Origin of the sequence: Dysgonomonas sp. BGC7, from assembly GCF_001261735.1 — a bacterium.
GTDB lineage: Bacteria > Bacteroidota > Bacteroidia > Bacteroidales > Dysgonomonadaceae > Dysgonomonas.
In genome coordinates this window covers 303,899-330,083 of record NZ_CVRP01000009.1, presented here as the reverse complement: position 1 = coordinate 330,083, position 26,185 = coordinate 303,899, and the positions used below count along the sequence as shown (strand labels likewise).

The 26,185-nt window shown below is 37.6% G+C and carries 24 protein-coding genes and 1 pseudogene; 5 read left to right on the top strand and 20 right to left on the bottom strand.

Translation table 11 applies throughout. From position 1 onward, the window contains the following. Position 1: 1 nt before the first annotated feature. The 16 genes and pseudogenes from BGC7_RS09875 to mutY form a co-directional block, all read right to left on the bottom strand. Positions 2-1,252 (bottom strand): hypothetical protein, encoded by a 1,251-nt coding sequence (locus BGC7_RS09875; RefSeq protein WP_242034327.1) that lies wholly within the window; start codon positions 1,250-1,252, stop codon positions 2-4. A gap of 8 nt (positions 1,253-1,260) precedes the next feature. Continuing rightward, positions 1,261-1,809, bottom strand: coding sequence for an RNA polymerase sigma factor (locus tag BGC7_RS09870; RefSeq protein ID WP_050701408.1), 549 nt, complete (start codon positions 1,807-1,809; stop codon positions 1,261-1,263). A 123-nt stretch (positions 1,810-1,932) separates the two neighbouring features. Then, positions 1,933-2,343: an ExbD/TolR family protein gene (locus BGC7_RS09865; protein ID WP_050701407.1), complete on the bottom strand. Its 411-nt coding sequence runs from the start codon at positions 2,341-2,343 to the stop codon at positions 1,933-1,935. A gap of 43 nt (positions 2,344-2,386) precedes the next feature. Then, a complete protein-coding gene (locus BGC7_RS09860; protein WP_050701406.1) occupies positions 2,387-3,106 on the bottom strand; it encodes a MotA/TolQ/ExbB proton channel family protein in 720 nt (239 codons plus the stop codon). Positions 3,107-3,193: 87 nt separating this feature from the next. After that, positions 3,194-4,618: an NADH-quinone oxidoreductase subunit N gene (locus BGC7_RS09855; protein ID WP_050701405.1), complete on the bottom strand. Its 1,425-nt coding sequence runs from the start codon at positions 4,616-4,618 to the stop codon at positions 3,194-3,196. Positions 4,619-4,656: 38 nt separating this feature from the next. Further along, positions 4,657-6,135 (bottom strand): complex I subunit 4 family protein, encoded by a 1,479-nt coding sequence (locus tag BGC7_RS09850; RefSeq protein ID WP_050701404.1) that lies wholly within the window; start codon positions 6,133-6,135, stop codon positions 4,657-4,659. A 24-nt stretch (positions 6,136-6,159) separates the two neighbouring features. Next, on the bottom strand, positions 6,160-8,100 hold the full coding sequence (nuoL, locus tag BGC7_RS09845) for an NADH-quinone oxidoreductase subunit L (protein ID WP_050701403.1): 1,941 nt from the start codon (positions 8,098-8,100) through the stop codon (positions 6,160-6,162). A 21-nt stretch (positions 8,101-8,121) separates the two neighbouring features. After that, a complete protein-coding gene (gene nuoK, locus BGC7_RS09840; protein ID WP_050701402.1) occupies positions 8,122-8,466 on the bottom strand; it encodes an NADH-quinone oxidoreductase subunit NuoK in 345 nt (114 codons plus the stop codon). 19 nt (positions 8,467-8,485) lie between these two features. Next, positions 8,486-8,989, bottom strand: a complete 504-nt coding sequence (locus BGC7_RS09835) for an NADH-quinone oxidoreductase subunit J family protein (RefSeq protein WP_050701401.1) — start codon at positions 8,987-8,989, stop codon at positions 8,486-8,488. Between the two features lie 253 nt (positions 8,990-9,242). Further along, positions 9,243-9,716, bottom strand: a pseudogene (locus tag BGC7_RS09830) (4Fe-4S binding protein); the annotation flags it as partial. 17 nt (positions 9,717-9,733) lie between these two features. Beyond that, positions 9,734-10,855: an NADH-quinone oxidoreductase subunit NuoH gene (gene nuoH, locus BGC7_RS09825; RefSeq protein ID WP_050701399.1), complete on the bottom strand. Its 1,122-nt coding sequence runs from the start codon at positions 10,853-10,855 to the stop codon at positions 9,734-9,736. Between the two features lie 32 nt (positions 10,856-10,887). Continuing rightward, complete coding sequence (locus BGC7_RS09820; protein WP_050701398.1) at positions 10,888-12,516, bottom strand: NADH-quinone oxidoreductase subunit D; 1,629 nt, start codon at positions 12,514-12,516, stop codon at positions 10,888-10,890. Positions 12,517-12,565: 49 nt separating this feature from the next. Beyond that, on the bottom strand, positions 12,566-13,138 hold the full coding sequence (locus BGC7_RS09815) for an NADH-quinone oxidoreductase subunit B (RefSeq protein WP_050701397.1): 573 nt from the start codon (positions 13,136-13,138) through the stop codon (positions 12,566-12,568). Continuing rightward, entirely contained in the window at positions 13,129-13,482 is a 354-nt protein-coding gene (locus BGC7_RS09810; protein WP_050701396.1) for an NADH-quinone oxidoreductase subunit A, read from the bottom strand. The genes BGC7_RS09815 and BGC7_RS09810 overlap by 10 nt, the downstream gene beginning before the upstream one ends. 203 nt (positions 13,483-13,685) lie before the next feature. Then, positions 13,686-14,612 carry a glycosyltransferase family 2 protein gene (locus BGC7_RS09805; protein WP_050701395.1) on the bottom strand — a complete coding sequence of 309 codons (927 nt, stop codon included), beginning with the start codon at positions 14,610-14,612 and terminating at the stop codon, positions 13,686-13,688. Positions 14,613-14,685: 73 nt separating this feature from the next. Continuing rightward, entirely contained in the window at positions 14,686-15,744 is a 1,059-nt protein-coding gene (mutY, locus tag BGC7_RS09800) for an A/G-specific adenine glycosylase (protein ID WP_050701394.1), read from the bottom strand. Between the two features lie 157 nt (positions 15,745-15,901). Here mutY and BGC7_RS09795 point away from each other — a divergent pair, with 157 nt between their 5' ends. The 3 genes from BGC7_RS09795 (at position 15,902) to BGC7_RS09785 (ending at position 18,945) form a co-directional block, all read left to right on the top strand. After that, positions 15,902-16,177, top strand: a complete 276-nt coding sequence (locus tag BGC7_RS09795) for an HU family DNA-binding protein (protein ID WP_050701393.1) — start codon at positions 15,902-15,904, stop codon at positions 16,175-16,177. A 306-nt stretch (positions 16,178-16,483) separates the two neighbouring features. Next, entirely contained in the window at positions 16,484-18,058 is a 1,575-nt protein-coding gene (locus tag BGC7_RS09790) for an Rne/Rng family ribonuclease (protein ID WP_050701392.1), read from the top strand. 113 nt (positions 18,059-18,171) lie between these two features. Continuing rightward, the gene (locus tag BGC7_RS09785) at positions 18,172-18,945 is read left to right on the top strand and encodes a hypothetical protein (protein WP_050701391.1); all 774 of its coding nucleotides are present in this window, start codon (positions 18,172-18,174) and stop codon (positions 18,943-18,945) included. Between the two features lie 180 nt (positions 18,946-19,125). Here the strand turns inward: BGC7_RS09785 and tyrS are convergent, their stop codons facing one another. Both tyrS and BGC7_RS09770 read right to left on the bottom strand, forming a co-directional pair. Beyond that, positions 19,126-20,418 carry a tyrosine--tRNA ligase gene (gene tyrS / locus BGC7_RS09775; protein ID WP_050701390.1) on the bottom strand — a complete coding sequence of 431 codons (1,293 nt, stop codon included), beginning with the start codon at positions 20,416-20,418 and terminating at the stop codon, positions 19,126-19,128. A gap of 205 nt (positions 20,419-20,623) precedes the next feature. Next, a complete protein-coding gene (locus tag BGC7_RS09770) occupies positions 20,624-22,432 on the bottom strand; it encodes an LTA synthase family protein (RefSeq protein ID WP_050701389.1) in 1,809 nt (602 codons plus the stop codon). 133 nt (positions 22,433-22,565) lie between these two features. On the opposite strand from BGC7_RS09770, the gene BGC7_RS09765 reads away from it, so the two are divergent. Together BGC7_RS09765 and BGC7_RS09760 are read left to right on the top strand one after the other, a co-directional pair. Then, positions 22,566-23,192 (top strand): ExbD/TolR family protein, encoded by a 627-nt coding sequence (locus BGC7_RS09765; RefSeq protein WP_050701388.1) that lies wholly within the window; start codon positions 22,566-22,568, stop codon positions 23,190-23,192. Between the two features lie 167 nt (positions 23,193-23,359). Then, on the top strand, positions 23,360-24,316 hold the full coding sequence (locus tag BGC7_RS09760) for a hypothetical protein (protein ID WP_050701387.1): 957 nt from the start codon (positions 23,360-23,362) through the stop codon (positions 24,314-24,316). A gap of 51 nt (positions 24,317-24,367) precedes the next feature. Here BGC7_RS09760 and folD read toward each other — a convergent pair whose 3' ends face one another. Next, on the bottom strand, positions 24,368-25,249 hold the full coding sequence (folD, locus tag BGC7_RS09755; RefSeq protein ID WP_050701386.1) for a bifunctional methylenetetrahydrofolate dehydrogenase/methenyltetrahydrofolate cyclohydrolase FolD: 882 nt from the start codon (positions 25,247-25,249) through the stop codon (positions 24,368-24,370). 105 nt (positions 25,250-25,354) lie between these two features. After that, positions 25,355-26,182: a pepsin/retropepsin-like aspartic protease family protein gene (locus BGC7_RS09750; protein ID WP_185112969.1), complete on the bottom strand. Its 828-nt coding sequence runs from the start codon at positions 26,180-26,182 to the stop codon at positions 25,355-25,357. Positions 26,183-26,185: the final 3 nt, after the last annotated feature.

The following is a 26,185-nucleotide window of genomic DNA, read 5'->3' as shown; positions in this document are numbered from 1 at the left end:
TTTAAAAATCAAACTTAAGTCCCATATTCAGATTCAACTGTGTTTTTCTGTCCGAATATATTGTACTGTATTTATTTCCTGCATCAAAGTAATAAGCTCCTCCGATAGTTCCATAAAGATACAACTTTTTATAGATAGGATATGCTACTCCAAGTGTTGTATGTGCAGAAAGTTGCGGATTAGACTGTTTCACTGATTCTCTAATATAATATGGTTCGGAATAGTATACACTAGGTTCCATCATAGGAATGGAAACGCCTTTAATAGATATTTTCATATCACTAACATACTTACCGTTAATATCTTTCTGAATCATACCACCTACCGATAAATAGAATCTAGCTTTCCCTAATTCATAAAACGTATAATTTAGAGATAATGGTATACCCAAATAGTTAAAGTATTGAGACTCCTCTATGTTAAAGCTACTATTAGATGTTATTTTCGATGAAAGATATGTATATACAATACCTGTTTCTACAGACAAGCGTGGGTAAATCTCTTTGCTAATTGTTACTCCAAAAGAAATGGGCTGTCTGTGTTTCAGATTAAAATTACTGTTCTCTTTTACTAATGCTCTATTAAAGGCTTCTGTCCTAATTGGATGAGAAAATAGCAAACTACCTCCTTGTTCACTAACATTTTCAGAGAGTAAATTTGCACTCGCAGCAACACCAAGAGAAAATCCTTTTGACCTGTTTTTCTTTGGTAATATAACCTTTGCTTCTGCTATTGCAGGTTTCTCCAGTTCTTCTATTTTATTTTCTTTTTCCGGCACTTCGCTAATACTATCATCTTTTGCAATAGGCATAGCAGACATTTGAACCGGAACATCGGCTAATAATGTCTTCTGCTCTACGATTACTTTTTTTCTAACAGGAGACTTAATAAATTCTTCAATAGAAATAGTATCCTCATCTTGCACTGTTTCCGGTTCAAAGGCATCTTCTGCAACTACTTTAGGTTCTATCGCTACAGGCTCTTCCGTCCCCGGGATAAGCAGCACTCCGGTAACAACCGCAGCAGCAACCCCGACTGCTATAGCTATTGTCTTTATAAGAGAGGCCTTCCCTACCGCAGTAGCTGTTGCACTTCCTGACGATGATGACGAAGACGCTGAAGAAGCATCAACTGAAGGAGCTGGCTGATTAGACAAAATCTGATCTAACCCACCCCATACCGAAGCAGGCACGTCCGGCTCAAAGTTGCTTAGCTTTGAGGAGAACAGATCTTTTATTTTATCTTTTTCCATATCCATCACTACGATCTCTCTTTTACATATCGTTTAACTTTCTCTTGCAATATCTGTCTTGCCCTGACATATTGAGAACGAGAAGTACCTTCACTTACACCTAACATATTAGCAATTTCCTTATGAGAATAGTCCTCTATAGCATAGAGGTTGAAGACAGTAGAGTAACCTCGGGGCAAGTCCTGTATCATTTTCAACAATTCGTTTTCCGAAATCTTATACATTTGGTCTTCTTCTGTAGAGTCATCGACTACATCAGGAAGATTTTGCACATCATCCGAAGTTTGAATTATTGCTTTCTTCTTTCTTAAGTTTTCTAAAGCTAGGTTTATAAATATGCGCTTCAACCAACCTTCAAATGAGCCTCTGTCTTGAAACGAATCAATATTGGCAAATACTTTGATGAATCCGTCCTGCAATAAATCCTGAGCAGAGTCTGCATCGGAACTATAACGCAAACAAATACTATACATCATACGAGCATATTTCTCGTATAGTAGTTTTTGAGTTTCGCGCTTCTGTTCTTTACAACCTGCTATAATTTGCAGTTCATTCATATTAGCTGAGCTTCATTTTAAAGATGCAGCTTGAAGAGAAATGTTGCATACATCTTTCATAAAATTCACTAACTATTAGTATAATTAGTGAAAACGATCATGTTTTTTTATTTTAAGTCTTAACTATTCCGGTTTTTGGGTAAACAGGACCATCTTCACTCGTAGCCTGTTACCAATATCTATAATATCAACAACGTCCTGTAGGCTTAACGATTTATCAGCCTGTAAAAGGACATTCATTTCTTCATTTTCAGCCTTTTTATCCAAAATGGCTTTTAATGTAGGTTCTATCTCATCTTTAGAGAGCTCTTTATCATTGATATAGTATCTTAAATCACGAGTGATTATCAAATTTATATTTTTCTTTGTCACAACCTGCTCCGATGTTGAAGCATTAGGGAGTAACACTCTTATAGCTGCCGGTGTAACCATAGTAGATATAATCAGGAAAAACAGCAACAAGAAGAACATTATATCGTTCAGTGATGCGGTATAAACCTCGGCTGTCCTTGTTTTTCTACGTTCAATCTTCATGTCTTATTGTATTCCCTATTATTTATTAGCTTAACACCTAAAATTAAGCTTCAGTAACTTGCTGTCCCCTTTTACAAGCTCTGATAGCTTTTATTACCTCGTTCGATTCTTTGTCGATATTTACTACTGCTTTATCAATACGTCCGTTTAGGATATAGTATCCCGCATAGGCAACTATACCGACCAATAAACCTGCTCCCGAGCATATCATTTTCTGATAAAGACCAGTAGATATAGTATCTATTGCCAAATCGTTTGTTCTGGCAATATCATAAAATATTTTTATTACTCCAAATATAGTTCCTAAAAATCCTAACATGGGTGCAATAGAAGCGGTTATCCCCAGCCAATTCATTTGGCTTTCGAGAACATTTATCTGTTGACGAGCCTCAACTTCCATTGCTTCCTGAATTTCATTATCGTCTCTGTCAAATTCTTTCAATCCGGCAGCTATAACTTTAGCGGATGCGTAAGGACGTTCGACACAAAACTTTAATGCTTTATCTATTTTTCCCTCATGCACCAATTCGATTACACGAGACAACCAAACAGAATCTTTTTTACCCAAGCGATTTATCACCAGCCATTTGTTAATAATTACATAAATAGCCAAAAGCGATAAAAGGAATATAGGCAGGAGGATCCATCCTCCTTTCATTACCAAACTCAAGTAGCTTTCTTCCGGAGCGGCTGCTGTTTGAGCAACTTGTTCAGCCATTTCAACTACTGGCTCTGCTGCTTGAAGTAAAATAGATAAATTCATAGATTAATGTATATTTATTACAATAAAATTCGACAGATAGACAAAGATAAGTCATCTGTCGAATTTTTATTTATCATTTAATATTCTTTAATATATACCAAAACTTACACTGTTTATATATTCATAGAAACAACTAACAACTCCTATGATAAAGATACCAGCCATAGACACAACCAGTGAAATTTTCATATAGCTATCAGTATTAACAGTTTCGATAGGCGAATTGTTTTTATTAATAAACATTGCTTTTACAACCAGTAAATAATAATACAATGATATTACTGTATTAAGAAATGCCAAGAACACTAATAATACATGACCTTGTTCCATTGCTGCCATAAATACAAACAGTTTACTAAAAAATCCGGCAGCAAAAGGAATACCTCCCAGCGAGAACATAGCGATCATCATAGCAAGGGCTAACTTAGGGTTGGTAGAATACAATCCATTATAATCATCCATATTCACTTTTCCCGTTTTATCCTCTATTGCAGATATAACACCAAAAGCAGCCAGATTGGAGAATACATATACAAATATATAGAATACTGTAGCAGCCATACCTTCGGCAGTACCGGTAAATAAGCTCAACATAATATAGCCGGCTTGCGATATTGAAGAAAACGCAAGGAAACGTTTCATATTTTTCTGACGAAGAGCAAAAAGGTTACCTATAGTTATAGTTACCAATATAATTATCCAAAGAATATTTACCCATACATCCTGCATTGACGGAAACACTTTGAACAAAATAGCCATAAGAGCAAAAACAGCAGCTCCTTTAGATATAGTGGATAAGTAAAGTGTTACGTTTGTAGGTGCACCCTGATAAGTATCGGGAGCCCACAAATGGAAAGGAACCAACGATATTTTGAAGAACAAGCCTGACATTACAAATATCATAGCCATAATTGTTAGTGGCGATGGATATATGTTCGCAGCGATGTCGGCATAATATAATGTACCGGTAGCTCCGTAAAGGAACGATAACCCAAAAAGCATTAATGCAGAAGAAAATATTGCATTAAATATATATTTAGCTCCAGCCTCCGCCGACTCGTGTTTGTACTTATTGAATGCTACTAATGCTGCTATAGGTAATGAGGCTGTTTCGAGTCCGATATAGAACAACAAGAAGTTGCCTGCCGAAATCATCAGATACATACCCAGCAAAGTGAGAACAGTGAGCATAAAAAACTCGCCTCTCTTGATTATGGATTCAGGTTTCTGCAACCATGAGTTAGCTTGCAACAGGATAAGAAAAACTCCAATATTCAGTATATTCTTTATTGTATGGTATACAGACCCTGTAACATACATTCCTGCAAAGGAGGTTCCATTGTCTTTGAAAAAGAAACATAGAACTGTATGAGCAAGGAATATAGTACAAGCTACAGGAAAATAATATTTCTTTGCGCTGTCTGAAGCAAACAAATCGTAAATAATAAGTAATAGAAATACCACGATAAGTGATAATTCGTGCTTCATCAACAAATAGTTACTTAAATCCATCTTTATTTTTATATCTTAATATTACTATTTACTCTTCCTTATTTTATATATGTCAGGCTTGCACTGATCAGATCGGAGATCCATCCCGGAAATAACCCCATCCCGGCTACACAAATAATCAGACCTACAGTTGCTATTCTTTCGTGCCATACTGCGTCTGTCAATTCTAAATGATGTGGATCTTGTACCGGGCCATATAATATTTTCCCAACCACTTTGAGTATATATACAGCGGTAGCAACAATCGAAGATATGGCTATGATAGTAAATACTCGGTGGAACATATCGTTATGTTCAAATGCTCCTACAAAAATGGTCATCTCTGCCACAAATCCGCTTAGCCCCGGAAGCCCAAGAGAAGCTAGTCCGGCAATTACATAACACACACTCAGGAAGGGCATTATTTTCATCAGTCCACCCAACTCCCGTATATCGCGAGTATGAGTACGTCCATATATCATACCTATGAGAGCAAAGAAAAGGGCTGTCATCAAACCATGAGACAACATTTGCATCACTGCCCCTGTCATTGCAGTCTGATTCATCATCAAAATAGCAAACAATACCAGTCCGCAGTGGCTTACAGATGAGTAAGCATTTATATATTTCAAGTCTGTCTGAGAAATTGCACCCAAAGCTCCGTAGATTACGCTAATACCTGTAAGAATAATAAATATCCACGACAACTCGTCAGCCGCCTGAGGCATCAAGCGCATTGCTATGCGAAAACATCCATATCCTCCAAGTTTCATCAACACTCCCGCATGCAACATGGAAACCGCAGTAGGCGCAGATGCGTGACCATCGGGCGACCATGTATGAAATGGGAAAAGAGCACCTAGTACTCCAAACCCGAGGAATGTAAGAGGAAATATCCAATACTGAGCCGAAACAGGGATTGCATTATTAGCTGCAATCTCCAATATATTAAATGTATAATCTCCTGTGACCGATGAGTTGTAATAAATACCAAAGATACCTACCGCAAGAAAGGCAGATCCTCCCATCAGCATCAGAGTAAGCTTCATTGCCGAATATTCTTTTCGCCCTGTACCCCATAGTCCTATGAGCAGATACATCGGAATCAAAGCTATTTCGTAGAAAAAGAACATAGTGAACATATCTAATGAAATAAAGAATCCGTACACACCTACCGAAAGTAGGGTAAGCCACATAAAGAAATCTTTTGGCAGAGGGTTCATATTCCATGAGGCAAATGTACCTGTAAATATTATGACTGAAGTTAACAATATCATAAGTACAGATATACCATCAACTCCGATAGCATAATGTATGTTCAATGCTTCGAACCAAACCTTGTCGTATGTAAACAACATTTCTGCCGTATTCCCTGCCCCCCTTTCCTGATAGAACATAAATAAAAGGACGAGAGCCAGAACAACTTCAATAACTGCACCAACCACTCCTACGGTGCGTACCTGTTTTATATTACGACAAGGTATAAATGCCACTAACATCAACACAGGTACCAGAACAAATAATGAAAGAATACTCATATTCTTGTATTTTAAATCTAAATCTTACTTACAAATAAAACAAATCAACCATCCGCAAAAACCAACAACAAGAATTAATGCACCAAGTAGATAGGCCAATGCATATTGCTGTATATAGCCCGATTGGAAATTCTTGATAGAGTTTGATGCAGCCTGCGTAACATAAGCTAATGAATCCATAAAACCATCAACATACTTCTTATCGAACCATGCAATTGGTTTTGAGATACGTTTAAAGATTATACTACGAGTAACAAACAGCCACAATTCGTCCCAATAGAATTTATTGTGTGCCCATTTGTATAATGTACTTATACTGCTTGCAATCTTATCAGGCAATTCATTTTTCTTATAATAAAGTCTGAATGCAATGCCGATTCCTACCAACGATATTATCACACTGGTGATGGCTATTTGCATATCTATATGCATGTCGTAGTTTGCTCCATCGGAAGTAACAAACTTGCCAAAAGGAACAAATCCTGCTAATGCTGCAAAAACTGCTAATATAATCAACGGCACAGACATTGCAGGGCCGGCTTCGTGCGGTTCGTGATGGTAGTGTTTCTTTTCGTAAAAGAATATGCGAAGAAACAGACGAGTCATATAGAAAGCGGTAAGACCGGCAGCGAAAGACAGAATAAAGTAGATAGCCTTATTATGCATAAAGGCAGCAGCCAAAATCTCATCTTTACTGAAGAAACCCGAAAACGGCCAGATACCTGCTATAGCCAACCATGCTATACCAAAGGTGATAGCTGTGATAGGTAATTTTTTCGCAAGTCCTCCCATATCGTCCATCTCATTACTGTGCACTGCATGAATAATAGCTCCGGCACAAAGGAACAACAAAGCTTTGAAGAACGCATGTGTAAACAAATGGAACATACCAGCCATATAACCCAATCCATGATGACCTCCATATTCGGATACGCCTAACGAGGTAAGCATGAATGCGATCTGCGATATGGTAGAGAATGCCAATACACGCTTTATATCTGTTTGTGTACAAGCCACTATGGCAGCAAACAGTGCTGTAATAGCCCCTACCCAAGAGATGACAGTAAGTATTTCGGGTGCTCCGAAGTGATATATAGGAAACAATCGTGCTACAAGGAATACTCCGGCTACAACCATCGTTGCAGCATGGATAAGTGCCGAAGCCGGCGTTGGACCTTCCATAGCATCGGGTAGCCAGATGTGGAACGGCATCATTGCCGATTTACCTGCACCTCCCATAAAAATGAGCAGCATAGCCCATGATAGGACAGACATACCCAAGAATGAAGCTCCTGCGGTAGAAGAAACACAGAGAGCAGCTTCCGAAGCGGTAAGTTTCGCAAAATCAAACGTTCCTGTAAAATATGATAATAATAAGATTCCAACAAGGAAGAAAAAGTCGGCAAAACGAGTGACAATGAAAGCTTTCTTAGAGGCTGCCACAGCCGAAGGTTTAACATAGTAGAAACTAATAAGGAGGAATGAAGAAACTCCCACAAGTTCCCAGAAAATATACATCTGGAAAATATTCGTTGCCACCACAAGCCCAAGCATAGAAAAACTAAACAAAGAAAGGAAAGCATAGTAGCGCTGAAATCCTTTCTCACCTTGCATATAGCCTAAACTGTAGACATGTACCATCAACGATACGGTAGTAATAACAACAAGCATCATTACCGAAATGGGATCGAGATACATTCCCAGATCAATATGCAAGCTATCTGTAAAGCGCAACCATTCAAAATTGAATACTCTTATTGCCTGATAAACTCCATCGGCACCTTTACCTACATTGAAGAAATACTGATAAGCTGTTATGTATGACAACATTGTCATCACAGTCAGGGAAATAGTTCCTAAGACTCCGGCAACCAGAGGTTTCATATATTTACCACCCAATCCCAGTATCAAAAACATAACGACCGGAAGGACGAGTATCAGTATAGAATAATTAAAGTGTTCCATATCTTAAATCTATTTCCTTACTTAGTTTTTCATTTTAGTTATATTCTCATCTACATATATACTCTTCACATTGCGGTATATATTGATGATAATAGCTATCGCTATTGCTGTTTCGGCAGCAGCTATACCTATAGCAAACAGGGTAAAGAAAAACCCTTCGAGCTGTCCCGGATAAAGATAGCGGTTGAACACTACGAAATTAAGATCTGCCGCATTAAGCATCAGTTCTACCGAAATAAGAACCATCAGCATGTTTTTGCGGGAAAGGAATCCATATACTCCTGCAAAAAACATCAGCGTACTTACAGCCAAATAAGCCTCAATAGGCACCGGCCCCGACAGAAAACTTGTTATAAAATCACCCATAACTTATATATCTTTTTTCTTATCTTTTTCTGGCAATCATTAATCCCCCTATTATACAAGCCAACAGTAATATACTGATTGCTTCGAATGGCAACAGATATTGATATTTATCAGTACCCATCATAGCCATACCAATGTCTTGCATCTCCAATTCGTTCTGTGTAACATAAGTGTAAAACCTATTCACATTATAGAATATGATATGTCCGCAAATAGCAAGTCCGGCCAAAGCGGCAAGAGCTGCTATAAACATCCGTCCCGGTTTTTCGAACTTAACGTCGACACCCGGCTCGTGCGTCAGCAAAATAGCAAAGATAAACAACACCATCACCCCTCCGGCATATACAGCTATCTGCACAGCCATCAGAAAGTGATAATCTAACAACAGGTACAATCCGGCTGTTCCCAAAAGGACAAACAGCAAGAATGTTGCTGAGCGAATAATTTTTTGTGTAGTCACTGCCATAAAGGAGGAGAATACAATTACCACTGCTAAAATGTAAAATATAATTTGTTCTGCCATAATCTATTGATTACCGTATATTATTTTATTTATCTTCTTTTTCGTCGTCAGCACTCTCCGGCTTCGAAGCGGGTACTGTCTTTGTTGTCACATCTCTTTTTATATCAAGCTCGGGATGCACATTGCCTTCCGTCTTAATATCCTGAGCCGGAACAGGTTCTAATGGTGTTTGAGGAATGCCTTCAGCACCTTTATTGTCTCCATGAACGGCTTCTTCTGCTTTTGCCACAGGCTGGGTTACAACGGGCTTCGGCTCTTTTTTCTTTTCCTTGAGCTTAGATCCTTCATGATTAAGCTGTTCAATCAGTTTGCTGCGTGTAAACAATGCGTTTTCGAACGTATTGGCAAAATGTATAGCATCGGACGGACAAGTGATGACACAAAGATTACAGAATGTACACATTCCTAAATCATATATATACCTGTCAAGAATTTTCTTTTTCTTGCCTTCCTCTGTTTCTATCGACTTAGAGATAACCTTAATCGTTCCATTAGGGCAGTTCATCTGACAAATACCACAAGCCGTACAATTATGTTCATTGTTTTCGTCATGAGGCATAATCAGCTCGCCACGAAAACGATCGGGAATAACAAGAGTAGCCCTGTTTTCGGGATATTGCTCTGTGATCTTTTTAGTCCACAATTCACCCCACGTCACTCTCATTCCTGTAAGAAGCGACTTAATACCTCCGAATAAACCTGAAAAATATTCTGAAACTGAACTCATTTTCTTTAGCTATGATATTAATTAAAGATTTTAGCTATGATCTCGACACTTGTCCAACCCAATAAGACCACTATTACCATTATCAATATATTAAACATATTAATCGGTAGTAAATATTTCCACTCAAGATTCAATAGTTGGTCGATACGCAAGCGAGGGAATGTCCACCTTACCCACAAACTAAGGAATACAAGGAAGAGTGTTTTTCCGAAGAACCAAATAGGAGATGGAATATAATTAAATATTGTATTTAATGTATCGAAAGGAGTATGTAATGGCATCCAACCTCCTAAGAATACTGCTGTTGCAATACCTGCCACAATAAACATATTTAAGTACTCGGCCAGATAGAAAAACCCGAACTGCAAACCTGAGTATTCTGTGTGATAACCGGCAGTCAATTCCGATTCGGCTTCAGGTAGGTCGAAAGGTCCACGATTGGTTTCGGCGTGTCCCGATATAAGATAAATAATGAATGCTATCAGCGCAGGGATATGACCATTAAAAATATTCCAGCAATATGCCTGCCCGTGTATAATCTCAGAAAAGCTCATAGTACCCGACAATACAACCATAGTCATAAGGGCAAATCCGGCCGAAAGTTCGTAACTTATAAATTGTGCCCCACTTCGCATTGCCCCGATCATGGAGTATTTATTGTTACTCGACCATCCAGCCAAGAGAACCCCGATAATACCTAACGAAGATACAGCTAGGACATAGAATACACCAATATTGAAATCGACAGCATATAGACCTTCGCCAAACTGTAAAGCCCCGAATGTAAGCATCGAAGATACAATCATAAAAAACGGAGCCGTAAAAAACAGGAATCTATCCGATTTATTTACATGGATAATTTCTTTTATCAGAATCTTTACCATGTCGGCAACACTCTGCACTACTCCATATTTACCAACACGGTTGGGACCTAAGCGGGCCTGAAAGAAAGCTGTGATTTTCCGTTCTAAATATATCAAAAACAAGGCTAATACAGCATACATAGTCAGCAAAGCAACGCCAACCAGCACAAATTCGATAGCCAGAACCGCCCATGTAGGTAAATTTTCTGTCAAAAAAACATCAAATCTTCTTAACAAACCTATTATTTCTAACGGTCGCGAATAGTTTAACAACATATATATTAGTTATATTGAATAAATAATCTTGGTTAACGGTCAATATCCGGTATCACATAGTCCATAGATCCTCCGATACCGATAAAGTCTGAAATTTTTTCGTCTGCACAAATCAGTGGCATAGCCGAAACAGCAGCCATAGACGGTGAACGGAACTTCAAACGATAAGGTGTTTTATCTCCTCTACTGTTGATATACACACCAAACTCACCCCTACCGGCTTCAACTCGTTGATAGTATTCGCCTTCGGGTAATTTTATTATAGCTTTGGTTTTGGCTAAGAAATCACCTGCCGGAATTTTATCTATAAGTTGTTCGATAATCTTAAGTGATTCTTCTATTTCGTCCAGACGGTTCAGATATCGTGCAAAAGCATCGCCTTCGTGGCGAATAACTTCCGAAAATTCCACCTGATCGTACAATGCGTATGGTACATGTTTACGTATGTCGCAAGAGAAGCCCGAACCACGACCGGCAGGTCCTGTAACAGCATAAGAAATAGCTTCTTCAGTCGATAGCAATCCTAAGCCTTTCATACGGCCTACTGCAATTACGTTTCCTGTAAATAAACGCGCATATTCGACCAAACGCTCACGCATAATTTTCACAAAAGCATTTACATCTTTCTGAAAATCGGGATGAAGATCGAACATCACTCCTCCTATCACATTGTAGTTGATAATAAGGCGTCCACCTGTTGTTTTTTCTATTATCTTAAGTATTTCTTCCCGCTCACGCATGCCATAAATAAAGGCTGTGGTAGCACCAAGGTCCATACACATAGTACCCCATGCTACAAGGTGAGAGTCGATGCGATTCAGTTCATCCATTATGGTACGGATATACTGAGCTCTCTCAGGTATTTCTATTTCAGCAGCTTTTTCGACACACATACACAGTGCATGACGATTTATATTAGCAGAAAGATAATCTAAACGGTCTGTAAGATGTAGTATTTGTGGATAAGTCATGTTCTCACACATCTTTTCTATTCCGCGATGGATATAACCACTATGCACATCTATCTTCTTAACCATCTCACCTTCGAGCGCAACACGGAAATGCATTACTCCGTGAGTAGAAGGATGTTGAGGGCCTATATTTATTATATAATCTGTTTCTTCAAAGATCCTTACAGTTTCTTCTTTCAGTCCCGCAGGTGTTTCCATAATACGGGGAGCGATATCAATAATATCTTTACTCTTAACAGAAACAGGATTTAAAACAGGATTTGCATCATAATCTTTTCTGAGAGGAAAACCATTCCAGTCTGCATTCAAAAAGAAACGACGCATATCAGGGTTGTTGATGAAACGAATACCAAACATGGCGTAAACTTCACGCTCATTGTAATGGGCTGTTTCCCAAATATCGGTTACAGTATAAAGCAACGGATTTTCTCTATCGGCAGTTCCCGTTTTCAGGACTACTTCTTTCGATAAATCTTTCGACGAAGCCAATAAATATACTACGCCTAGTTTTTCGCCCCAATCCATCCCTGTCAACATAGCCAGATAATCGAAAGGCCACTCCGCATTATCGCGAAGAGTTTTAGCCAAATGGCGCAATTTGTCCGGCTCAACAGTAACAGTCAGCTTAGCAGCATCTTCTATTACAGCCTCCGGAACAGCTTCCAATATAACCTTTTTGATATTTTCCATCGATCTTTATTAAGCAAATCAGAGTTACACTTCTGATTCCGATATCTAATTATTTTTTCTTTTTATCTACTTTGAAGAAGAATCTCTCAACTTTAATCTTGCGCTGCAACTGCATCAACCCGTAGAATAATGCCTCGGGACGAGGAGGGCAGCCGGGAATATATACATCGACAGGCATTATCTCATCTATTCCTTTCACCACATGATATGAGTCTACAAAAGGACCTCCCGAGATAGCGCAACTACCCATCGCTATGACATATTTCGGTTCTGCCATCTGATCGTAAACACGCTTGAGGAGTGGAGCCATTTTGTGTACAATAGTACCGGCCACAACCATCGTATCGGCCTGACGAGGACTATTACGCGTAACTTCCATACCAAAACGGGCAAGATCGTAACGAGAAGCTGCCGAAGCCATAAACTCAATACCACAGCAACTGGTAGCAAAGGCTAAAGGCCAAACAGAGTTTGAGCGTCCCCAGTTGATAAGATCATCGAGTTTGCCGACAACAACAGGAACTCCGTTTTCGTTAAGTTCCTTTATCTGGTTTTCCAGATACTCATTGTCTTTGAATTCCTCTGTAGGAATACCTTTTATGTATATATTTTTTATTTCCATTGTAATGCTCCTTTCCTCCAAGCATATGCTAAGCCCAGACCTAATATGAGAATGAAGAATAAAATACTGATTAATCCCGGAAACTCTAAATTACGCACAACCGTTGCCCAAGGAAATAGAAATATGGCTTCTACGTCGAACATAAGGTATAGAATAGCATACAGGTAATAACCTACCTTAAATTGCATCCATGAAGTACCATGTGTGGGCACACCACATTCGTAGGGTTCACCTTTTTGCGGATTAAATGATTTGGGAGAGAGTAATAAGGCCATGCCGAGACCTGCAACGACCAGTGTAATTCCAGTAATAAAAACTACTAAAAAAAGAGCAGAAGTACTCATATTTTCATTTTAAAGTTAAGACTTTTCTATCAATTGTCACTTTTTAGAGCAACATACATTGCAGATTGTTATACACCTGCATCAAAACCCTTGATCAGAGCCCGTTTAACAATCCGCGCAAAATTAGTCTTTTATTTTTTAAAAGCAAAAAAATAGTTGCCAAATTTACCTAATTTGACAACCAAAGATTACAAAACATATCGTTATGCTTTTTCCTTTATTATATATATAGGTCGTTTTTTTGTCTCCAAATATGTCTTCGACAAATACTGACCTAGTATACCCAAACAAAATAATTGAATACCTCCCATGAAGAAAATAGCACAAATAAGAGAGGGATATCCCGCTACAGGGTCACCCCAAATAAGAGTTTTTGCTATAATCACACAAATCATGAAGAAAGCTATCACACAAAACAGGATACCAAATAAGGATGCAATCAACAACGGACGAGTAGAAAAAGCAATTATACCTTCCAATGAATATAAAAACAAACCGACAAAAGACCATTTAGTTTGCCCCGCAACCCTTTCCACATTTTCGAAGGCCATCCATTTTGTACTGAACCCAACCCAACCGAAAATACCTTTCGAGAAGCGGTTATATTCACTCATTTCGAGGATAGCATCTACCATTTGCCTTGTCATCAAGCGAAAATCTCTTGCTCCATCGACAACTTCAGTATCCGAGATATTATTGATTAACTTGTAAAACTGTTTTGCAAAAAAGGAACGTACGGGCGGTTCACCTTTACGATCGAGACGGCGGGTAGCAACACAGTCATAACTTTCGGTAGTAAGAGACACATACATCTCTTTTATCAAGGATGGTGGATCTTGCAGATCGGCATCTATCAACGATATGTAATTACCTTTAGCAGCCTGCAATCCAGCATATATACCGGCCTCTTTGCCAAAATTACGGGAAAACGAAACATAATGAACTCTACTATCATCAGACTGAAGACTTTTTATAAGATCCAGTGTCTTATCTTTAGAGCCATCATTTATAAATATAAACTCGAACTCCTGATCGGGCATTTCTTCAGCAAGTTTTATAATTTCTTTATACAAGAAAGGAAGAGCCTGTTCTTCATTGTAACAAGGGATGATAAGCGATATTTTATCCATGTTTCGATTACTGTTTATGTTATATGCAAAGTTAAGTGGTTTTACGTTTTACACAAGTATAGAATAAAAATTGTTATAGCCTTTCGATATATTTATGCACAAGGCGCGAAACGGGATAAGAATCAACGCCTTCTATTTTTATCTTCAAATAATCATCCGACAACAGAATATTGTCAACTTCTACACGATAAAAAACGGCATTGATAATCTGATGGGAAAGTATATGCTTCATTCTTATTTCTAACTTCAGATACAGGTTATTTGCATTTTCAAAGAAAGACTTAAACCCAAACGTTTTCTGCAACTCTTCGATAGACAAGTCGGCGTCAGTCTCAATCAATGGCAATTCATATAGATTTTGCCATATATCCTTGTCTATTCGTTTGCGCAAAAACATCTCATTGCCACAACGAATATCGAAATAATTAAAATATCGATTACGCACCTTTGTCTTTCCTTCTTTAACAGGATAGCTACTTACTTTATTCTGCGAATAGGCCAAGCACATATCTGAAGCCGGGCAAACCACACAGTTCGGCGACATAGGCACACACTGCAAAGCTCCAAATTCCATAATTGCCTGATTATGCAATCCCGGATTAGACTTATCCAGCAATTCCTGAGCCAACTCAGAAAAAATCTTCTTTCCTCTTGTAGAATCTATAGGATCATTAATCGCAAAAATTCGCGACAACACCCTGTAAACATTTCCATCGACCACCGCATAAGGCTCATTATAAGCAAATGAGACTATAGCCGCAGCAGTGTATTCTCCAATCCCCTTAAGAGACAGAACATCTTTATAATCTACAGGGAATACTCCATTATATCTATCCGTAATGATCTTCGCCGTTGCATGCAGATTGCGTGCACGACTATAATAGCCTAAACCCTGCCACAGTTTCAACACCTCAGTCTCATCTGCCTCTGCCAGCAAATTTACTGAAGGAAACTCTTTCATAAACCTATTAAAATACGCATACCCCTGATCTACACGGGTTTGTTGCAATATAATTTCAGAGATCCAAATCACATAAGGATCTGTAGTATTGCGCCAAGGCAAGTCTCTTTTATTCTCATTATACCATGTTGTTAACACCGAGCTTAATCTCAAATTTTCTTTTTCTCTCATTTACAACAGGTTAAAATTCATTTCCAAGTCCGGGGATTTGATAGTTAATTTCCTCAACATTTAAAAAAAATGATAATTATTTGTTTCAAAGGTAAATAAAAAGCTATATATTTGCAGTCCAAAAAATTAATTGTTTTGAATTTAAATAAATAAGAAAATGACAAAAGCTGACATCGTTAACGAAATCGCGAAGAATACAGGCATAGACAAAGCCACTGTATTAAAAACAGTTGAATCATTCATGGAGGCAGTAAAAGACTCTCTAAGCAAGAATGAGAATGTATATCTAAGAGGATTCGGTAGTTTCATCGTAAAAACAAGAGCTCAAAAAACAGCTCGTAATATTTCAAAGAATACAACTATCATTATACCGGCACATTCAATACCGGCATTTAAACCTGCCAAGACTTTCGTTATCCAAGTTAGAAAGTAATAATCTGATATACATTAATAATTACTAAATATAAACGACATGCCAAGCGGAAAGAAAAGAAAAAGACATAAAATGTCTACGCACAAGCGCAAAAAAAGACTAAGAAAGAACAGACATAAAAAGAAAAAATAAGTCTATTCACTTTCTCTAAGAGGAATATACGAGAACAAACTTACAAATTGTCTAATTTCTAGGTTTGTTCTTTGTGTATATAGGAATAACACTTCTCTCTATAGAGATCAATTCTTTTTAAGATTAGAATAATAGTATTCATAATCTTACTATTTAAAATCCTAAATTATAGTTATGAACAGCGAACTAGTAGTCGATGTCCAACCCAATGAAGTCTCAATAGCAGTACTAGAAGACAAGAAGCTTGTAGAACTGCAAAAAGAAGGAAGAGACGCTTCATATGCGGTAGGGAACATCTATGCCGGCAAAGTAAAAAAACTTATGCCCGGACTAAATGCTGCTTTTGTAGACATAGGATACAAAAAAGACGCTTTTCTTCACTATTTAGATCTAGGTGCTCAATTCAAATCGGTCGACAGGTTTTATAAACAAGCTCTGACAGACAAGAAAAAATTCCCGAATATATCCAAGATGAAACTGGAGCAAGACATCGACAAAGATGGCTCGATCAGTGATGTATTGAAACCGGGACAAGAAATTCTTGTACAGATAGCAAAAGAACCAATATCGACCAAAGGCCCCCGCCTAACATCCGAACTGTCGCTGGCAGGAAGGTTTCTCGTTGTAATTCCATTCAACGACAAAGTATCTGTTTCGCAAAAAATAAAATCGAAAGAAGAAAGAGCCCGTTTGCGACAGCTAATACAAAGCATAAAACCAAAGAACTTCGGGGTTATAGTAAGAACTGTTGCCGAAGGTAAAAAGGTTGCCGATCTGGACACAGAATTAAAAACCCTGGTAAGAAGATGGGAAGATAATCTTCCCAAAATACAAAAGAACAAACTACCTACACTCGTCTTTGAAGAGACAGGGCGCATAGTGGCTCTATTGCGCGATATATTCAATCCTAGCTTCCAGGAAATCCATGTAAATGATGTAGATACAGCCAATCAGATAAAAGATTATATTACATTTATAGCTCCCGAAAAGAAGAATATTGTTAAACTATACGATGGAGCTCTTCCTATATTCGACAATTTTGGGATAACAAAACAAGTCAAAGCTCTATTTGGAAAAACAGTAACATTCAAAAATGGAGCGTATCTGATTATTGAACATACAGAAGCCCTACACGTCATTGATGTGAATAGTGGCAACAGATCGAAAAACCCTGAAGCAGGTCAGGAAAACAATGCATGGGAAGTGAATTCCGCAGCAGCAGAAGAAATTGCCAGACAACTAAGATTACGAGACATGGGGGGCATTATCGTAATCGACTTTATAGATATGACTGAAGGAGAGCACCGCAGTCAACTGATAACAAGAATGCAAGAACTAATGGGCGCAGATAGGGCCAAGCACAACATTTTACCTTTGAGTAAATTTGGATTGATGCAGATAACCCGCCAACGAGTACGCCCCGAGATGGAAATATCGACTACCGAAACATGTCCTAATTGTTTTGGAAAAGGAGAAATAAGACCATCTATATTATTTACCGATACCTTGCGAATGAAAATCAGTTATCTTGTGAAAGATCTGAATATTAAGAAATTTGTTTTGCACGTACACCCGTATGTAGCAGCATTTATTAATCAAGGGATTATCTCACTAAACTGGAGATGGAAATGGAGATATGGAATGGGTATAAAAATTATCCCTAATCAGAATCTAGCCTTTCTTGAGTACCATTTTTATGACGATAATGGAGAGGAAATTGATATGAAACAAGATTTCGAAATTAAATAAAAAATAAAGGCTGATCTCTAAGATCAGCCTTTATTTTTTATAGCCTTATACTACACTATTAGAGGAAATACACTATATTTAGAAAGAAGCAGAATAACCTAAATCATTATATTATGTTCAAAAATATCTTCAAAACAAAAAAGGCATATGAACCGTTGGACTATGAACAAAGAAAATACTTTGAAAACAATATTCTTTTTCTAAATGGAGCCTTTCCCGAGCCACCAATGGACACCAGAAAGGTTTTCACACCTTCAGATAAGGATTTCCCTATAAAGTGGGATGACTCGGAAGAAACTGCCATTAGAGCTTTGAAGATCGTATCAGAAAATATGCAGATTAATTTCGACGATATAGAACTTGATTTTTACACAGAGGGGATGACTGAGTTTAGTGCTAATGGAGGCGAACCTCCTATATTCTTAGTAAACGATGAAGAACAAGAATATACTGCCGGATTGTATTTTGATAAAAAAGAGAACGGAAAATACGAGATATCAATAAATAAAACGTGCCTGAGCAACCCGGAAAGCCTGATAGGTACAATTGCTCATGAACTATCTCACATCAAGCTTTTGGGAGAAGATAAAATAGTCGAAAATGATGAATACCTTACAGACTTGGCAACTGTTTTCTTTGGATTTGGAATATTTTCGGCAAATTCCTCATTTCATTTTTTCAAACAGAGTGACAGATGGGGATATAACAGCACAGGATACTTAAAATTTGATGAATGGGCATATTGTCTAGCTTTATTCGCATTTTTAAGATATGAAGACAACCCCGAATGGAGTAAGCATCTCAATCTCACCATTAAGAAAGAGTTTGACCGATGCATGAAATATATGCTAGAAAACGAACAAGATATTTTCAACTTTAAGGACTGAATTTTCAATAGCCTATTGAAGCAAAAAAAATGATCTGATGCCTCATAACATACAGATCATTCATATTATAAAAGTTGTCTCACTAAGATTCGAACTTAGACAGGCAGATCCAGAATCTGCAGTGCTACCATTACACCATGAGACAGTATTACCTTTGCAGGTGCAAAAGTAATAATAATTTTATTTTACTATCAATAAGAAATAGTTTTTCTTTCCTTTTTGTGCGATAATATATTTTCCAGCAATAAGGGACGAAGCATTGATCTCAACATCGAAGCTAGCCAGTTTCTCTTTGTTTATCATTACTCCTCCGGCTTGCACAGTCTTGCGCATCTCTCCTTTCGAAGGGAATACGGCAGCATTATCGGTAAGTAGATCCACAGCTTTTATACCGACCTCCAAATCACTCTTTGCAACTTCGAAAGAAGGTACACCTTCAAACACTTGTAAGAAAGTTTCTTCATCAAGCTTTTTCAGAGCATCCGCTGTCGAATTTCCAAATAATATATTTGATGCTTCCACCGCCTGTTCGTAATCCTCTACGGAGTGAACCATTTCTGTAACTTCTTTTGCAAGGCGTTTTTGTAACGGACGAAGATGTGGTGCAGCCTTTTGCTCTTCCACAAGCGCTTCTATTTCTTCTTTGCTAAGAGCAGTAAATATTTTGATATATTTTTCTGCATCTTCATCGCTCACATTCAGCCAGAATTGGTAAAATTTATAAGGAGAAGTATAGCGTCTTTCGAGCCACACATTACCCGATTCGGTTTTTCCGAATTTAGTACCATCTGCTTTCTTTATCAGCGGACAAACCAAAGCAAAAGCTTCGCCTCCTACTGTACGGCGTATGAGCTCTGTACCTGTAGTAATATTGCCCCATTGGTCAGAACCACCCATCTGAATGCGTACTCCGTGTGTTTGATATAAGTGGAGATAATCATAAGCCTGCATCAGCTGATAAGAAAACTCAGTGAACGACATACCTTCCGAAGCTTCGCCACTCAGGCGTTTCTTTACCGAATCTTTAGCCATCATGTAGTTTACAGTAATATGTTTGCCTACATCGCGAATAAAGTCTAGAAAAGAAAAATCTTTCATCCAGTCGTAGTTGTTCACCAATACAGCAGCATTTGGTTTATCAGACTCGAAATCGAGAAATTTAGCAAGTTGCTTCTTTATCGATTCCTGATTGTGGCGAAGAGTTGCTTCGTCCAACAAGTTACGCTCGGCAGACTTCATCGAAGGGTCACCGATCATTCCTGTTGCTCCGCCGACAAGGGCTATCGGACGATGTCCTGCACGCTGAAAGTGCTTCAATATCATCACACTTACCAAATGGCCTATATGCAATGAGTCGGCAGTAGGATCAATACCTACATAGCCTGAAGTCAGTTCTTTTTGCAGTTGTTCTTCCGTACCCGGCATGATTTCCTGAATCATACCTCTCCATCTCAGTTCTTCAACAAAATTCATTGAATTGGTTTATTAATACTACGAAATACAATTTTATTTAGTGTGCAAAAGTACGACCTTATTTCGAGAAGAAAAAAAAGTTACACTATTTTTAATGTAATAAAAAACACTTTTATCTATAAAGAGAAAAAACGAATAGATAATAAAGCAACAATAGAAAAATGGACAAAAAGTGTCATGTTTGTCACCCTGTTTTAACAATTGGTTATCTACTACCCAAATCAAGATACATGGTTTGGAAGAAGGCTTTCGCATCTTTTTCCAACTGCGGATTTCCCGACTGACGGATTATGCTCTGACGATCGTTGTCATAGGTCACAGTTCCGGTAGAATCTGTCATAGTGAAACCATTAACATAAGAGTAGAAAGCAAACTTACGTCCTTCGCCAAGTAAGTCTTTACTAAACTTAAAGTCTTGATATTTGACTCCCAACTGAGAAAGCAGACTGGCCGCTATATCTTTCTGTGAACCAAAATCTGAAATATTCTTAGGTTGCTTCACTGCACCTCCTGTCCATATCATAGGAATGCGAAAACGTTCGGGTTCATTATTTTTAATACCAACAGGATAAGATTGCATAGCATGATCGGCAACAAAAATAATCAATGTGTTATCCCAAAGAGGAGTTACCCGTAGTTTGTCGACAAAACTACCTAAGCATTTGTCGGTATAATGTACTGCATTGAGAAAAGGAACGTCAAACTGAGTAACAGGTACATCGAAGGGTTCATGGCTACTAAGAGTCAGTATCAGCTTGAAGAAAGGGAAAGACTGCTCTTTGGTTGTAATTTCAGAATAAACCCGTTCGAGCAACGGATCATCAGGCACCCCCCATTTAGTCATTCGCTGAGCTAAAGGAAATTCTTTATCAGACACCACATCACTAATTCCACAAGCCCCTACAAAGTATGAGCGCATATTAGCAAAATCAGCATCTCCTCCATAATAGAAAGACATAGAACCATATCCGGTATCTTTTAGTGCTTTAGGAATTGTGGGCAAGGACTCTGTTTTCTGAGGATATTTCATTATAGCTACAGTAGGATGTGCCGGATAGCCGCTAAGAATAGAAACCAACCCTCTGTCGGTGCGAAAACTATTTGCATAGAAGTTGCTAAATAAAATTCCCTCTTTTGCAAAACGGCTCATATTAGGTGCAACGATAGAATCTAAAGCTACATTAGCAGAGAAACTCTCTAAAATGAAGAATATAATATTGGGACGGTTGGTATTCAATAAATGCTGGACACTATCACTCTCAGGCTGATACATTATACTATCGAATAGGACAGAGGCTTCCGCTTTATCGAAAAACTGATACTGTGAGGCAAAATTATCCGATTTGAAGAATGAATACATCAAATTGAATTCAGGATTGATTGCAGCATGGTTAAGAAACATGTTATCACTAAAATATGCTTTCCCCACATTCATAGTAGACACCGTAACACCACCTCGGATAGGAAGGAATAATGCACCTGCAAGCAGAAGTAAAATGACTGACGTTTTCCAGATAGATTTAGGTATTTCAAGCTTGATTACCTGCTTACGTATAGCATATATATAACCTAAATAGGCAACAAAAAAGAACAGCAATATACTAAACAGACCTACAAACATTTCTAAAACCGAAGCACTGGCAAAAGTTTCTTTAGGCTTTTGCAGATAGAGGAATACTGTAGAATCGAAATGAAATCCCCAATATGGATATACAACAATGTCTACAACCGTAACAATAGCAATTGAAAGTAATATGATGATATAATATACATTAAATATCCGGGCTACAAATTCAGATTTCAACCAGATAGAAGCTATCAGTATCAATGCAGGAATAATAGTCAGATATCCGCTCATAGACAAATCGAGAGGCAAACCATGATAAAGGATAGCAGGTATATTCATAATTCCATCACCACTACCATTAACCAGCATAAAGATTATTTTCCCTACAAAAAAGATGAGAATAAAATACAGAAAGATACTTACAAACAGATATAACCTATGTTTCATACAGTGCAACAGCTAAAGAATGAGCGACAAAGATAACTGTTCCTTAAAAAAAGCACAATTGATTTATGGAATTTCCACAAACTTTATCTCTATAGAGTAAAAACAGAAGTTTAACCATTAAAAATCAAACATCATGGCTAACATAGATACTAATAGTGGCAACGATGGCAAAAAAGGCAAACCACAACGACAAACTTTAAGAGTCGATTTTACTCCGATGGTGGATATGAATATGTTGTTAATTACATTTTTCATGTTCTGTACAACACTTAGTATTCCTCAAGTAATGGATGTAGCTATGCCGGCCGATTCCGATACAAAAGAAAAAATATCGGACAAGAAGTCTGTTACTGTAATCTTAGGAGAACATGATAAAGTTTACTATTATGAAGGAAAAGCTAACTATGAAGACTATGCTTCTCTGAAAGAAACAAATACAGTGGGATTACGGGATATGCTTATTGATAAAAACACTGCTAACTACGCCAAAATAAAAGACCTGAAAACAAAACGGTTCAGGAAAGAGATATCAGAAGAGTCTTTTAAAATGAAGCTGGCAGAAGTAAACAGATCTAAAGATGGGGCTATAGTTCTTATAAAACCAACAAAAGAATCGAACTTCAAAAATCTGGTAGATGTATTAGACGAAATGCAAATATGTGGTGTAGGCAAATATGCAATAGTAGATCTGGAAGATGGAGATAAATTCTTAATGGAGAATCTAAAAAGCAAAGGAACATTGACTGCTATGGCTGAATAAGGAAGGACTTCTTTAGGGCTTTGCCTGATATTAGGATTTGTTTATCAAACAATAATAACTACTTTTATCTTCTATAAAAGACAACTCCGATAACAGAGTTAAATACTCTTACCATCGGAGTTGCCGTTTATTGTTTGAATGATATAGTCCTAAAATCTTATGCAAGCATGAACTCCATAAATGAAGATTTAATAAAGAAATTGAAAAGTGTAACTCCCCGCAAAGGAGAAACTGTAGCTTTATTAATGGAAATTATATCTATTGGTAAAGAAGCTGCATATCGTCGATTAAGAGGTGAAATACCTTTCTCCCTGGAAGAAGCTGTGGAAATCTCTAGAAAATTAGGTATCTCATTAGATATCCTGTCGGGGACAAAACAAGAGGACATATTCACTTTCCATCTGAATGCTGCCCACAACGAAGATCCAGTAAAGGGATATCATCGAATGATAACACAAATAATAAAGGCGATGGAGGCTGTAAGAAAAGACCCAAAGAGCTTTTCGTGCCGAGCATACAGAGCATTACCTCAAGAGTTTATATTCAAGTATGCATCTCTTTCCAGAATATACATTTACGTTCTACTCTATCAACTCAACAACGGAATAACTCCCAAAGAACTGCTTAGCATAGAAATACCTGAAGAATTATTTTCTATTCAGAAAAAGGCAGCTTCAAGTATGCAGACTATCGACTCGATAGTAATTCTGGATAAAAAAGCATTTATAGATTATATTGAGATAGCAAAATATTTCCACACATTAGGAATTATTACCCATGAAGATATTGCTCACATAAAAAGAGATATTTTATTGATGATAAATGACTTGGAAAAGTGTGCTTCGACCGGCCTTACCATTCACAAGAAAAAAATTGATATTTACATATGCCATATTTCATTCGACTGCACTTATACATATGTTGAAGGAGCCAATTTAAAAGCCTCATCGGTAGGTGTATATTGCGTCGATCATTTATCATGTATAAATCCCGAAATATGTGAGAAACACAAGTCATGGATTAAGGCATTAATCAGATTCTCGTCCTTAATCTCGGTGTCGGGAGAGTTGTTACGGAAAGAATATTTTCAGAATCAACGCCAAATAGTAGAATCTATGTTATAAAAAAAGAAAACCTCCTGAACAATATTTATCCAAGAGGCTTTATATGTAAGGTTATTTGTATATTTCTTTTTTACCAGCTAGCAATGTATTTCTCATCAAAGAGATAATCGTCATAGGCCCCACCCCTCCCGGTACAGGGGTTATATAAGAAGCTTTAGGAGCTACCTCATCGAAAGCAACATCGCCTTTCAGCTTAAACCCTGATTTTGTTTCAGTAGAAGGCACACGGGTAGTACCTACGTCTATGACCACAACTCCTTCTTTTACCATATCTCCCTTCAAAAATTCGGGAACCCCTAATGCTGCAATAATAATATCTGCACTACGACAAATATCCTTAATATCAGGAGTTTTACTATGGCAAACAGTAACTGTTGCATCTCCCGGATATCCTTTTTGCATCATAAGATTTGCCATCGGTTTGCCTACAATATTGCTTCGCCCAAGAACCACACAGTGTTTACCTTGTGTAGGAATTTCATAACGTTTGAGCAGTTCGAGAATGCCCGCAGGAGTAGCAGAGACAAAACAAGGTAAGCCTATTGACATACGTCCTACATTTATAGGATGAAAACCATCTACATCCTTTCTGTAATCAATGGCTTCAATAACTTTTTGCTCCGATATATGCTTTGGCAAAGGTAACTGAACAATAAAACCATCTACATCAGCATCTTTATTTAAGCGGTCGACACAAGCCAACAACTCTTCTTCGCTTACATTATCTTCGAAACGAATTAGAGACGATTTAAAACCAACTTCTTCACAGGTGTGCACTTTACTGGCAACATAAGTTTCGCTTCCCCCATCGTGTCCTACAAGAATTGCAGCCAGATGTGGAGTTTTCTCTCCGGCTGCCTTTATTTGAGAAACTTCTTCTGCTATTTCTTTTTTTATCTGCGCCGAAATGGCTTTTCCGTCAATTAGCTGCATATAAGTAGATTATTAGATTAAAACTGATATTACACAAGGCAAAGATACGAAATAATAAGAGGGTTATTATACTTTAAGCTGGTATTCTTACCTCCCGTAGCCTCATCATTTTATTTTTTCGATAAGGTTATCTTTTAGCCATTCATCGTAACGCTTACTTAAAGACCTGAGCTCTTTCCAATCTTGAATCTGTCCCTTTCTCGATAGAGTCACATTAATTATTGTGAGTTTGGTTTTATTAGGGTTTATCTCCATTAATTGATATTTCACATTTGCAATAGTATCAAATATGATAGTATCATTGTAACGGCGAATTATATTATCTGTTTGATAATAACTCTCACTACGATAAGAAATAGAGTCTACTTTATAAAAATCGCAATTATAGCCAAGTAATTTGATTGAACTAATCACTGAGTCCTTCGGTAGTTTTATATTATAGGACTCACCTATATATATTGTCCCTTTTGGTATTTCCATTAAAGGACGCATAGATGTTGCGCAAAATGCAAAGAAAGCAGTACCCAGCAATACATACCTCGACACCTCCTTCAAGGAACTATGTTCTATAATAGCCTCATCCTCTTTTCTATTTATAAGATAATGACTTATAGGTAATATAAGCAAGGCTATGTAGTCTGAATAATCTATCACTCTATAAATTGAAATAAACGGCACTTGATTTATCAAATCGATGACAGGTGTAAATAGTGGCAATTTCCAAATGAAGAAGCCTATACCTGTAATCAGTGAAATATACTTTTTTGTTTTAGGTAATATAGTAGCAATAAACAGAGGAAAGATGAGCAGCCCTGCAAAATCAGAAAGCTTTCCTGTCATAAAATTCCCATATTCATGCTTAAGATAGAAATCGTTTAAGACAAGCACAAGAAGCCCGCAAATAAAATACGGAGTTAGTATAAGATTCTTCATTCT

Excerpts from the sequence above, each read along its gene's own strand:
- BGC7_RS09875 (WP_242034327.1), bottom strand. The coding sequence starts at position 1,252 with ATGGAAAAAGATAAAATAAAAGATCTGTTCTCCTCAAAGCTAAGCAAC.
- BGC7_RS09870 (WP_050701408.1), bottom strand. The coding sequence starts at position 1,809 with ATGAATGAACTGCAAATTATAGCAGGTTGTAAAGAACAGAAGCGCGAA.
- BGC7_RS09865 (WP_050701407.1), bottom strand. The coding sequence starts at position 2,343 with ATGAAGATTGAACGTAGAAAAACAAGGACAGCCGAGGTTTATACCGCA.
- BGC7_RS09860 (WP_050701406.1), bottom strand. The coding sequence starts at position 3,106 with ATGAATTTATCTATTTTACTTCAAGCAGCAGAGCCAGTAGTTGAAATG.
- BGC7_RS09855 (WP_050701405.1), bottom strand. The coding sequence starts at position 4,618 with ATGGATTTAAGTAACTATTTGTTGATGAAGCACGAATTATCACTTATC.
- BGC7_RS09850 (WP_050701404.1), bottom strand. The coding sequence starts at position 6,135 with ATGAGTATTCTTTCATTATTTGTTCTGGTACCTGTGTTGATGTTAGTG.
- nuoL (WP_050701403.1), bottom strand. The coding sequence starts at position 8,100 with ATGGAACACTTTAATTATTCTATACTGATACTCGTCCTTCCGGTCGTT.
- nuoK (WP_050701402.1), bottom strand. The coding sequence starts at position 8,466 with ATGGGTGATTTTATAACAAGTTTTCTGTCGGGGCCGGTGCCTATTGAG.
- BGC7_RS09835 (WP_050701401.1), bottom strand. The coding sequence starts at position 8,989 with ATGGCAGAACAAATTATATTTTACATTTTAGCAGTGGTAATTGTATTC.
- nuoH (WP_050701399.1), bottom strand. The coding sequence starts at position 10,855 with ATGTTGTTAAACTATTCGCGACCGTTAGAAATAATAGGTTTGTTAAGA.
- BGC7_RS09820 (WP_050701398.1), bottom strand. The coding sequence starts at position 12,516 with ATGGAAAATATCAAAAAGGTTATATTGGAAGCTGTTCCGGAGGCTGTA.
- BGC7_RS09815 (WP_050701397.1), bottom strand. The coding sequence starts at position 13,138 with ATGGAAATAAAAAATATATACATAAAAGGTATTCCTACAGAGGAATTC.
- BGC7_RS09810 (WP_050701396.1), bottom strand. The coding sequence starts at position 13,482 with ATGAGTACTTCTGCTCTTTTTTTAGTAGTTTTTATTACTGGAATTACA.
- BGC7_RS09805 (WP_050701395.1), bottom strand. The coding sequence starts at position 14,612 with ATGGATAAAATATCGCTTATCATCCCTTGTTACAATGAAGAACAGGCT.
- mutY (WP_050701394.1), bottom strand. The coding sequence starts at position 15,744 with ATGAGAGAAAAAGAAAATTTGAGATTAAGCTCGGTGTTAACAACATGG.
- BGC7_RS09795 (WP_050701393.1), top strand. The coding sequence starts at position 15,902 with ATGACAAAAGCTGACATCGTTAACGAAATCGCGAAGAATACAGGCATA.
- BGC7_RS09790 (WP_050701392.1), top strand. The coding sequence starts at position 16,484 with ATGAACAGCGAACTAGTAGTCGATGTCCAACCCAATGAAGTCTCAATA.
- BGC7_RS09785 (WP_050701391.1), top strand. The coding sequence starts at position 18,172 with ATGTTCAAAAATATCTTCAAAACAAAAAAGGCATATGAACCGTTGGAC.
- tyrS (WP_050701390.1), bottom strand. The coding sequence starts at position 20,418 with ATGAATTTTGTTGAAGAACTGAGATGGAGAGGTATGATTCAGGAAATC.
- BGC7_RS09770 (WP_050701389.1), bottom strand. The coding sequence starts at position 22,432 with ATGAAACATAGGTTATATCTGTTTGTAAGTATCTTTCTGTATTTTATT.
- BGC7_RS09765 (WP_050701388.1), top strand. The coding sequence starts at position 22,566 with ATGGCTAACATAGATACTAATAGTGGCAACGATGGCAAAAAAGGCAAA.
- BGC7_RS09760 (WP_050701387.1), top strand. The coding sequence starts at position 23,360 with ATGAACTCCATAAATGAAGATTTAATAAAGAAATTGAAAAGTGTAACT.
- folD (WP_050701386.1), bottom strand. The coding sequence starts at position 25,249 with ATGCAGCTAATTGACGGAAAAGCCATTTCGGCGCAGATAAAAAAAGAA.
- BGC7_RS09750 (WP_185112969.1), bottom strand. The coding sequence starts at position 26,182 with ATGAAGAATCTTATACTAACTCCGTATTTTATTTGCGGGCTTCTTGTG.